The organism is Okeania sp. SIO2F4, assembly GCF_010672385.1.
Classification (GTDB): domain Bacteria; phylum Cyanobacteriota; class Cyanobacteriia; order Cyanobacteriales; family Microcoleaceae; genus Trichodesmium.
In genome coordinates, this window is sequence record NZ_JAAHGT010000234.1 from 1 (window position 1) to 11,444 (window position 11,444).

Here is an 11,444-nt window from a genome sequence, read left to right on the forward strand (position 1 = left end):
AGTACTTAATTTTGATATTTGTACGGTTTTATGTACTGATGTTAAGTATAATAATATTTGTAATGTTATTATTTGAGATGGACTCAACTTTTGTTCGATCTGGTTTTGATCAAAGCCTAATATATTCTCTTTTATTAATTTTTATTTGTAATTACCAACCCTTTTTGATCGGATTTTTAACTGTTTTGCCAGTTATTTGAATAAATAATCAAGCTACTGTGTGGCGCGATACTGCGCTCCGCAACGCTCCGCGAACGCACCACACCCCCATCTATTCTCAATAATAGTGGGATTTTAGTTGAACTATTCTTCAGCTTATTTGATAAGTCCACCTCTATATATAGCTTTCAGCTACCTTGTCACCCCGTGAGGTTTTGAGCAATTGCCGTGCGCGATGGATTGTGGAACGCACTTTTGGGTGGCTAAATAGATTTAGGCGCTTAAGTAAGGTAACGTAAGTGTATTCAGATGTAAGTGAAGCAATGATTTATGGCTCATTAATCCAACTCATGGTCAAGCGACTAGCTAATTTAAGATTTACTTTATAAATCAGCTCTAAGTGCCTCTTTTTCATTAATTGATAATGGATAATGGGTAACGGATAATTACAAGAAGGTTAAAACCGTTACGGAATTGAATATAAGGAAATTCAAGAGCACTTTTCTCGAGGGGAGATTGGATATGGCGCACTTCGGAGCGGTTCTGCACTCTTCGGGAAACCTCGCCATCTAAGGACTGCTTTTTATCCTTGAAAGGGGAGGCGAATAAAGCTGAATTATTTAATTAATAATTATTAATTATTAATTATGCGGTAATTTAAATGAGCTTAAATCCTTAAAGAGTAAAATATTCAACCAAATAATACCAAATTCAAAAAAGGTCGTTACAGTATTAATCTATAGATACCTAGTAAGAGAATAAAGCACTGTAGCAATATTTTATGAAATTGGTATAAAAATCCCTTTTGATGAGAATTACTTTTTTCTAGGATCATAACCATTGCTATGGAAGGATTATGGAGTTTATTTTATAGTAATTTATCAGAGCTACCCTAGAAGAGCCTCTTTAATAATAAGCTATATTATTTTGGGTTGAATAATCACAAATAAAAATAATAGGTAGTAGGGAAAACTGAATTTGAAAACAGGGAAAAGGAAGATTTGGGAGATTTGAGAAATCAAAGATGAGAAAATTTTTATTCTGCTTAGTTAAGTAGGACTTGCTGATTAACTGTCCAAGCCTTCCATTGTAAATATTTGAGTCTTTTTAGAGTTAAAAAAGGTGCAAGGTTTCGGTCCAGAGAGCTAAAAAAGTTAGGATGAGTGAGTAGATAAGGATAGAAAAATCAAGTGATATTTCTTCCTCCTAAATCCTCTGAATTTGCCCATTTAGAGTTAAAAAAGGTGCAAGGTTTCGGTCTAGGGAGCTAAAAAAGTTAGGATGAGTGAGTAGATAAGGATAGAAAAATCAAGTGATATTTCTTCCTCCTAACTCCTCTGAATTCGCCCATTCTGAATTATACCCTCAACCATAAGACTTTTTCAGCAAACCCTAAGTAGACTTGATATTAGGTTGTTGCTTTTGAGTTCAATTACTGCTATTCGTCAATTATCGAAATTATACTTAATTTTTTTCTGATGATTTAACCTTGAACAAGGTGAATAAAAATGATTTAAAGAATATAAATACTTTGATATCTCCAGTTTTTTGTACTACTTACAATACTATAAATTGACCTGTGGAATGTGGGCTAAAAGGTACAAATAAATGGGGGACAGGCAAAAGGGAAGAAAAATGTTATAAGCATCCCTTTTCCTGTTATAGTGTGGTTGAACTCTTAATCTTCTGAGCAAAAAGAAAATAGTATCAACCAAATTTATTTTATCTCTAAGGAAGCAGGTTCAGTTAGAGTAACCTTAGAGGCTGAAGTAAGATAGAAATTGAAACTAAAGTTCTTAGAAATTTAGTCAGAAATCATTCATACCCAGACAATTCATAAGACGTTTGAGGATTTAGATTTATATTACTATGAGAATAACGAGCAATGGCTAATAAAGGTAATGTTAGAGTCAATACAGCGATCGCCGTTCCCAAAATATTTGCAATCCTTTGAGGAGGTTTATCATCTGAGTAACTAGGAGGTTGACTATCTGATTCCATATTCAGGAAATTTCTAAAAAACTTAAACTTTTTAGTTGTAATAGAAGTTTTATATAGATGCTTTTTTTAAGTTCACCTAAGCTTTAAACTTTGATTATTGACAACTAATATTTTTTTTCCGCAACTTTGTCTTTAATATTTTGAGCTGTTTTTGCTAATACCAGCGATCTTTGACCTATACTTACAGGTAGTCTGGGTATATCTGCCAAAGAAGCACGAGATAAATCCAACAAAAGTTGACGAACTTTCTCTACCCATTCTAACGAATCTGAAGGAATAATTAGGCTATCAGCTTTTTCTTGGATACTTTTTGCTGTTTTGGCCAGTGGTAGAGCCCTTTGAGCAATATTTTCTGGTAGCTTCGGTTGATCTGATACAGAAATACTGGCAATCTCAACCAATAACTTATTAACTTGGTCTACCCACTCACTATCTGAGTAGTGGGAACTTAAATCATTCATAACTGGGGTTGGTTTGTTTCAAAATACAGGAGCTAACATTATTATTTAAAGGGAAATATTTACTTTTCAGTTAATTTCCAAACTCCATCCCAATCTTTTGGAGGAAGTTCGGCCTGAAATAGTTGACAACGACCAACGTGTAACTCAGCTGCTTTGTTTTTTGGGTCAATATTCAGAACTTTTTTAAATTCAGCTTCAGCTTTGACAAAAGCTTCCTCAATATCTTTATCTTTTAAATTTTTCTCTTTGGATGGCCTTAAATAATACTCCCTTCCTTGATGATAATGTTCAACAATTTGATGTTGTTTATCACTCAAGTCTTGCTTCAGAGCACCTTCTTTAAAACCTAAAAGTTCGTATATTCTGACAGGCTTACTTTTTCCCTTCACAGTAATCAAGTCTAATTCCCTAACCCAAAGCTTTTCTTTGTAAGGTTGATAAGTATTTTCACTGATGATTAAATCTGTACCATACTGTTTACTTGTACCTTCAAGGCGAGAAGCTAGGTTCACACCATCTCCAATAGAAGTTAGCTCCATACGTTTACTAGAGCCAATATTACCACTAACTACTTCATCTGAGTGAATCCCCATACCAATACTGATAGCCTGTTTATTTTTGGCTACACGCTCTTTATTAAACTCCTTCAAGCGTTGGCGCATTTCCACAGCAGTTTGCATGGCACACAAAGGATGATCTGCTAAGGGAGCTGGAGATCCAAATACTGCCATTAAGGCATCTCCTATATATTTATCGAGAGTGCCTTTGTATTTGAAGACAGCATCTACCATCTCTTCAAAGTATTCGTTCAGCATACTAACAACTTGTTCAGCGCTCATACTTTCTGTCAAAGTAGTGTAGCTACGAATATCACTGAAAAGTACAGAAACTTTTTGACGTTTACCTCCTAAATTAGCTTCACCACTTGCTAATAATTGTTCTGCAACTTCTGCTGTCATGTAACGATACATCAAATTTTTAACTTGCTTTTCTCCAGAGATGTCCTCCATCACCACCAACACACCATTCACCTTCTCTGGTTCCAAAACATCAATCATTGAGTTAATTGACAAATTAATACTTTGAGGATCTAAATCTCCTTGAGGGAACAAAGTTTGATCGGGATAATACTGCTGGGACTCTTTACTCTCATTAGGAGAGAGAGCTAGATCTAACCATTTAGAAAATTCACCTTCCTTGAGGCAAACCAAATCTTTGACAGATTTACCTGCTAATATATCTGTATCACCAATCCCTAGTAAATGTCTAGCACTTTCATTCGTAGCAATGACTTTGCCTTTTTTATCAGTAGAGATTACACCGTTGGTGAGACTGCGTAGAATGTCTCTTTGCCTTTGTTGTTCCTGTTTGACTGTATCAAATAATTTAGCGTTTTGAAGGGCAACACCTGCTTGGATGTTAAAAGCCTTCATAAACTCTAAGTCATTGCGATTAAAACTAGCTCTCCATTGTTCTGGTGCATTAGGCCAATCTGCGGGATTATAGGCTGGATATTCTCCTTGTTTCTTTTTGTTAATTAACTGAGTCACACCAATTAATTCATGATCCGCATTAAAAACAGGCATACATAATAGACTACAAGTACGATAACCTGTTTTTTCGTCTGTTTCTTTGGCTGTAACTGAACGGGAATCTTTATATACGTCAAAAGGAATTAGTAGCGGTTCGCCAGATGTGGCAACCACACCAGCGAAACCTTTATCTTTAGCTATTCTTATTTCAATCAGTTTACCATCAACTGGAATTTTTGTCCAGAGTTGATTTTTATCGTTGTCTATCAGCCATAAGGTACTGCGGTCTGCATTCATCAGTTCCTTGGCCTGATCCATGACTTTTTTCAGAGTATCTTCTAAGTCTAGGCTACTTTTACTAAGGGAGTCTACAGCTTTCATTAAAGCTTCTGCTGCTCTTTGTCTTTGGGTAGCTGCATAAAACGATTTAGAAGATTCCAGTATCAGACTAATAGAAGGAGCAAATTCACGAAATAGTCTTTCATCTTCTTCGGTAAATCCATCGACATCTATTTTTTCTTCTAAGAGTTCATATTTTTCTGCGTCTAGTTTGAACTTATTTAGAAGTTGGACAACTGCAATTAAATCCCCAGTTTCTTCTTGCAATAATGGCATTACTACCATACTGTAAGTTCGATATCCGTTTTGTTTATCGAATTTTTTGGTAAAGGTCGAACGGGGGTCATCGTAGAAGTCGTAGGGTATATTAATAATTTTTTTTCCTTGAGCTGATTCTCCAGCTATTCCCACATTTGCTGGAATTCTTAATTCTAATGGTTTTCCATTAGCTCCTTGGGCAATTGTTGACCAAAGCTCATCTTTTTCTTCATCTAATAACCAAATTGTTGTTCGGTCTGCGTTCAATAATTCTCCTGTTTTCAGAGTAATTGAACGTAACATTTCATGTAAAATCGCATCAAATCCTTGAGCTTCTAACAAATTGTTGAGCATCCCAAGGGTTTTATTAACTGTCTTTAGCTTTTCTTCAACATCTTTAACAGCTTCGACAAAAGTGTCTTTTGTTAAGGGAACCAGAAATTCTGAGAAATTAGAGCCAGCAGAACCAGGATTAACTAATGCACTACTTTCGTTAACTGTTGATTTACTTTTGGGATTATCTCCATTACTGTTATTGATTTCAGGATTGTTATAAACATAATTATTTTGAGGGTGAGACACCTCATGGCTGCTACCCTCTATAACTTCCACATCCTCTATTGGGATTGTGGTGTACTCTGTTGCTATGTGGTTTGGAGATGCAGATGTCATGATGGTTTAATTAATATTCAGCACAGAATGCTTTTTAAATATTCTATTAAGAAGCTGTTAATGTAGTCTAATATTAATCTATCCTACTTTTGTTTCTATAGCAATGAGCGGTGGCGTATTTTTATACTACTACTGTATTTAATATATTACAAAACTCTGCTGCATGATAGATATTTTGACAAACCATGGGATAGAACTCCGTTCCGCTGTCGCGATCGCGACTAGGTTGAAGTTTGATAGACTCGCACCTTTGACTTTGATTTAAAAGACAACTAAAAAATTCTATTTTTATGCTTAGATTTGGTGTCAGAGTGTTGTGTGAGCGCCATCGCTTCTGAGAGCGACGAAATCCTAATAGGAATAATTGATATCTTTGACCAAAGCGTGAAAAACTTGAGGATTTTCCATAAAAGCTGCATCCACACAGTCTCTAAAATTCTCAAATTCTTTGAGTCTTTGTCTGATCCAATTTTTTCACACAAACCACCAGCGTTCTATCTTATTAAAATCTGGTGAGTATGGTGCTAAATACCAGATTTCACACTCTTGCTTGGCCACTAATTTTTCTATATAAATTGATTTATGAAACGTTGCGTTATCCTGTATGATAACTTGTCCTGGTTTTAATTTTGCTAGTAAACAATTTTCCAACCAGTTCTCAAACAAGTCACGATTACAACTGCCCTTCTATGTTAAAGGAGCAAACATTTTTGATTGATTTATAGCTCTCTACCAACTTACTCTCTCAGTTCTTTTTCCTGAATTCATACCTGGTACTCTTTTCCCTTTAATTCCATAACCATAAGGATAATCTTCTCTATTATCTATTCCGGCTTCATCTACAATATACAATATTTTTTTTTGTCTATTTGATTCAGTTTTAAGACAAACTCTTCTCTTTCCAAATCATCTCTTTCTTGATAACCATAGTTTTTTTTAGGAGTAAAACCGAGCTTTTTTAATTTTCTACTAATAGTAAAACGACTACAATTTCCCCATTTTGCAGCCATTTGTTTTTGGGTTTAATCATAATTAGTCTCAACAAACTTCTCAAATTCTTCCAGATATTTAATAATATAAATTTGAGGAGAAGGTACACTTATTTTAGGCTCGGTTGAACCTGTTATTAAATATCGTTCTCGCCAATATGTGAAGAGTAGGTCGGCTGATTTTTAAGAGACGACTTACACGATTGATAGACATACCATTATTAATGAGATTAAGAGCACGTTCGCGTAAATCTTGACTGTAAGGATGTACCATCACACTCACTAATTATTTTCAGATATAAATATCATAATTTATAAACTGTAAGTTGTAAATTGTCAATACCTGAACAACTATCCTTCAAATTTTTTTTTTCCTTTGGCGAGCGCGTAATTTATGAAAAATATAGGTCAGACGGCAACTGAAATACTACTTTTGTTATTAGTATGTAGTATGTAAATATGCCAGCGCACATTGCTACATAACTTATCTCCACGTTAGTTGAAGACCCACGCTCTCATGAGGGGGGATCTTCGTATGGGAAAACCGCAACATAGATTGGTTTTCCTGCTGAGTGTGTTATGGTAATTAATTGAATGCTATTGAGCTAGCAGTGTCTATGGCAGGCGTCGGATTAGGGACGTAGTGTGGAACGCGCCTTTAGACCCCAAACATGCTGGACCTTGGAGCCAGGTACATTGTTTCACTGATGTCAATCTTATTATCTTCCATCAGTAAAATTAAATAATGGCCTATCGTTTTACTTTCCCCTTCAGCGCAAAAAAAAGTAGCTATGGATACTTAGCATTAATTTTTTTTTGGTTCTTCTTCAGAAAAATTAATTTCATCCATTAAGATTTTTTTTGTTTTTTTCAAGGTAAATTGCCTATATTCTGCTATTTTTTCTGAAAAATTACTGATAACTTTAATACCAATATGATAAATGTTGGCTAAAAATCACTAGGTTATTTATTAAGAGTCAGGAGTCATAATTAATGCCTTCAATACTATTTTTTAGGTTGTCAATCATCTTTTTCTCTTGATCCACGTTCCCTTGCGTCATGAGACGGCGCGGGGTTGCACCGCTTTGTTAAAGTGACATCTCTTCTCAAGTCTTTTAATTACACTGATTATTCGTAAAATTATTTTTTAAAACTGGTATAACAGATTTTTTCTTTGGTATTGTAAATCTCACTGAGGGATCATTCAATAATCTTTGAACCGTTTCTACTATTGAGCCAATAATCTAACTATTAAAATCTTGTCTCTGACAATTGTAGTTATTTGACTTCTAGGATAATTAAGACTTTAGTGTTTTTAAGTGGTGCAAATGACAGCTAACCTAACACGGAGAAGAAAAATACAATAATAGGCTAAAAATAAGTCCGGACTTACGCACCTAAATAAGAAACCAGGACAAACCCATCTAAATTCTGGAAGCTTCTGCTGTTAAGCTTTAGATCATTAATGAGTATAAATACTCACAAGTCTGAGATCCTTGTCCTGTCAGAACTTCACAATAAGATGCGTTTGCCCTGATAAGAAACTGGGTTATTTCCCTAATTATTGTCTTTCAAATCAGGAAATTTCGTCTATAAACCCGATTTCTGCGCAAGTTCTGTGGGTCAAACTTTAGAGATCTTAACAAACTAGTTAGTTAGAGGTTAAACCATTACTGTGTAAGATTTAGAGGCTATTTTTGAGGTATTTTTACTGAAGCCCCGATAATCATTCCTCAAATAACCATTAATATGAGGTGGTTGATCAAGATAAAAAATTTGGCGGGACTTTAATAATTGTTGAGTTTTAGTATAGTCTAAACTCTATTTATCAAAGGCAAAAACGTCTTTTAAATGTAGTTATTTTAGGGATAAAATGTTAATTTTAACCTTTTTCCAGCAATTTAGCTATTTTAATCGCTTGGCTAGTGAAGTTGGTTATCTAAATTTTGTATACCGCTATTTGTTAAGAAGATTTTATAAGCTTATAAAAGTTAACCAAAAGTTTCTACTATTTAACAATGTAGAAATAATTCTACCTTGGAATAGTAAATTTGGTACAGAAGTTTTTCTCAAGAGAAGTAAGCTAGATTGGGGGAGTGAGGTTTTATTGACTAAATTTTTAGATAAGGGTAAAAGTTTTATTGATATTGGAGCGAATATTGGATATTATAGCTTGCTTGCTGCTCCCTTATCTGACAAAGTTTATGCCTTTGAACCCGATCCACGAATAATTAAAGATTTAGAAAAAAATCTTTCTCAGTTTCAAAATGTTTCTATTCTTAAAGAAGCTCTTTTTTCTAAACCTGGTACAATGGAACTTACTCTAAGTTCTATGCCTGAACTAAATTCACTGGTGAGAAAAAGTGATAAAGGTGATGGGATAATGGTTAAGGTTAATACCCTAGATAATTTGATGTTAGAATATCCATCCCTTCATGTGTCGTGTATTAAGACAGATGCTGAAGGAGCAGACTTTGACATTCTATTAGGTGGGAAAAATCTTCTAATCCGAGACCAACCTTTAGTTTTATCTGAACTTTATCCCAATGCAAAGCTTTTAAAATTTATTAAATCAATTGGGTTTTCATGCTTTGCCTTTGTTAAGTCTAAGGATAAAAATAAGTCTAATTTGACACCAAAATTTATTAAAATTGAGGCAAGACCTGTAAATGTTCGTGTGAAGATGATTTTTCTTGTTCCTGATAGACTTTGATCGGAATTTGAAAAATTAGTCAATTGTTAATAGGAATCTTGCGTTGCTCCTTAAGCGCAATGTCGGGAGGATGCCATTTCATTTATAAGTTATCAGTACCTCTAACCGTTCTCAGAAATCTACAAAAATCTCATAAAATCTGTAATTATCTGATTTTTGGTGTATTTCTGTTCCTGTTTCATTCGCGATCGCCAAGATATATTTTTTTTGTTGAACAAAAATTCATGCGTATAGGCGATAAACCAAACTTAACTTTGATGATACCAGGATTTTTGTGAGGATGCAACTGGAAATCCTTTGACGCGGGATTTTTTCTAGGAGATCAAGAAAATAAAAGTGTTTGTGGTTTTCGACTGAGGAGTGATGGATGGAAAGATTTGATCGGGAAAAAACCAGGATATATATTTCGTGGGATAAGCTTCACAGAATGAAAGCTTGCTGGTATTACTCCTGGGGAAAATTCCTTAATATTTTCGATTGTCTGTAAGCCAGACAGTTTGGTTGAATAAAAAATCATGTACATGGGCGATAAACCCCACTTAACTTTTATAATATCAGAATTTTTGTGAGGATGCAACTGAAAATCCTTTGTCACGATATTGGAGCTTAAGAAAATGAAAATTTTGGTGGTTTTCGGCTCAGGAATGATGGATGGAAAGATTTGATGAGGGAAAAAACCAGGATATATGAAGGATATATATTTTATTGGATCTTCACGGGATGAGAACTCACTGGCATTGCCCCTGGGGAAAATTCCTTAAGATTTCCATTGTCTGTAAGCCAGACAGTTTGGTTGAATAAAAAGTCATGCGCATGGACGATAAGCCGTAGTTAAATTTTATAATATCAGAATTTTTGTGAGGATGCAACTGAAAATCCTTTGACGTGGGATTTTTTTCAGGAGCTTCATAAAATGAAAATGTTGGTGGTTTTCGACTCAGGAGTAGTGGATGGAAAGATTTGATCGGGAAAAAACCAGGATATATTTTATGTATGAAGGCTTCACAGGATGAAAAATTACTGGCATTACTCCTGGGGAAAATTCCTTAATATTTTCGATTGTCTGACTCACAGACAATTTAGTTGAATAAAAAATCATGCACATGGGCGAACAATCCCAGCTAATTTTTAGCTGATCAGAATTTTTGTGAGGATGCAACCGAAAATCCTTTGGCGTGGGATTTTTTCAGGAGCTTCATAAAATGAAAATGTTGGTGGTTTTCGACTCAGGAGTGGTGGATGGAAAGATTTGATGAGGGAAAAACCAGGGATGAGGGAAAAACCAGGATATATAGAACCCATTTGGGAGCTATGAACGGGGAGTGTGGGGAGTGTGGGAAGAGGGGGGAGTGTGGGTAGGGGAGAACGAGAGATGAGGAGATTGCCAAGTGGGAGGCGTAGAGCGAGTATTTTTCACCTTTTTTCTCAAGCATGCTTAATTCCTATATAGGACTCTGTGCCTCAAAAATTTAATCCACAGCTAATATTCCAAATGGCTTCTATATAAGGATATATATTTTCTGGAAGCTTCATGGAGTGAAAAATTACTTGTATTGCTCCTGGGGAAAATTCCTTTTCCTCTTTTCTAGAGACATCTATTCACCTCCAGAACTAGAACTGGAAATAGAAGTAGTCAAATTTTTCTCGCGTTTGGTTGCAGCTTGAGTTAAAAGAGATTCTGCAAAAGCAATAGCTTCTTGAACTGGTCTACCACTAGCTAATTGTGCCAACTCCTCTCGTCGTTGATAATTATCCAGGGTTTTGACTCTAACTATTGTTCTCTCCTCAGAGTCTCGATCATTTGAGTCAACATTGGTCATTTCCTGAACGACCTGCTTACTAACATTAAAATGATGGTCTGCCATTGCAGCTACTATGGGTTGGTGAGTTACGCATAGAACTTGGTGTTGGCGACTAAGTTGGTGTAGTTTTTCTGAAATAGCTCCTGCTACTCTTCCGGAAACTCCTACATCTATTTCATCAAAAACTAGAGTACCTGATGCTTCGATTTGAGAAAAACAAGCTTTCAGTGCTAATAAAAACCGACTCATTTCGCCTCCAGAAGCTGTTAAATTTAGAGGTTGTAGTGGTTCACCAGGATTAGAACTAAAGCAGAATGTTAGGTGGTCAGCACCTGTAGATGTTGGAGTAGTAGAAGTAATTTGTACCTGAAATTTTACTTTCTCCATAGCAAGAGGTTTTAGTTCTTCTACCAAATGTGTTTCTAATTTAACAGCAGCATTATGACGCTGCACACTAAGTTCGCTACATTTGTTTTGTATTCTTTTTGAGCTTCCAAGTATACTTTTTCTAGTGCTTC

General features: G+C 35.2%; 7 protein-coding genes and 3 pseudogenes. 2 read left to right on the forward strand and 8 right to left on the reverse strand.

The features are described from left to right. Positions 1-356: 356 nt before the first annotated feature. Positions 357-548 (forward strand): annotated as a pseudogene (locus F6K22_RS16255) (hypothetical protein). A 1,426-nt stretch (positions 549-1,974) separates the two neighbouring features. Here the strand turns inward: F6K22_RS16255 and F6K22_RS16260 are convergent. The 7 genes and pseudogenes from F6K22_RS16260 to F6K22_RS42145 form a co-directional block, all read right to left on the reverse strand. After that, positions 1,975-2,160: a TLTLP motif-containing protein gene (locus tag F6K22_RS16260; protein ID WP_293099718.1), complete on the reverse strand. Its 186-nt coding sequence runs from the start codon at positions 2,158-2,160 to the stop codon at positions 1,975-1,977. A 104-nt stretch (positions 2,161-2,264) separates the two neighbouring features. Beyond that, the gene (locus F6K22_RS16265; protein WP_293099721.1) at positions 2,265-2,621 is read right to left on the reverse strand and encodes a hypothetical protein; all 357 of its coding nucleotides are present in this window, start codon (positions 2,619-2,621) and stop codon (positions 2,265-2,267) included. Between the two features lie 59 nt (positions 2,622-2,680). Further along, a complete protein-coding gene (locus F6K22_RS16270; protein ID WP_293099724.1) occupies positions 2,681-5,422 on the reverse strand; it encodes an adenylate/guanylate cyclase domain-containing protein in 2,742 nt (913 codons plus the stop codon). A gap of 474 nt (positions 5,423-5,896) precedes the next feature. Then, positions 5,897-6,094, reverse strand: a pseudogene (locus F6K22_RS16275) (transposase); the annotation flags it as partial. A 57-nt stretch (positions 6,095-6,151) separates the two neighbouring features. Continuing rightward, complete coding sequence (locus tag F6K22_RS16280; RefSeq protein WP_293099727.1) at positions 6,152-6,274, reverse strand: hypothetical protein; 123 nt, start codon at positions 6,272-6,274, stop codon at positions 6,152-6,154. Next, positions 6,262-6,432: a hypothetical protein gene (locus F6K22_RS16285; protein ID WP_293099730.1), complete on the reverse strand. Its 171-nt coding sequence runs from the start codon at positions 6,430-6,432 to the stop codon at positions 6,262-6,264. The genes F6K22_RS16280 and F6K22_RS16285 overlap by 13 nt, the downstream gene beginning before the upstream one ends. 94 nt (positions 6,433-6,526) lie before the next feature. Next, entirely contained in the window at positions 6,527-6,685 is a 159-nt protein-coding gene (locus F6K22_RS42145) for an IS630 transposase-related protein (protein ID WP_363273689.1), read from the reverse strand. A 1,599-nt stretch (positions 6,686-8,284) separates the two neighbouring features. Here F6K22_RS42145 and F6K22_RS16290 point away from each other — a divergent pair. Next, the gene (locus F6K22_RS16290) at positions 8,285-9,124 is read left to right on the forward strand and encodes an FkbM family methyltransferase (RefSeq protein ID WP_293099732.1); all 840 of its coding nucleotides are present in this window, start codon (positions 8,285-8,287) and stop codon (positions 9,122-9,124) included. 1,595 nt (positions 9,125-10,719) lie between these two features. Here F6K22_RS16290 and F6K22_RS16295 read toward each other — a convergent pair. Then, positions 10,720-11,444 (reverse strand): annotated as a pseudogene (locus F6K22_RS16295) (DNA repair protein RecN); the annotation flags it as partial.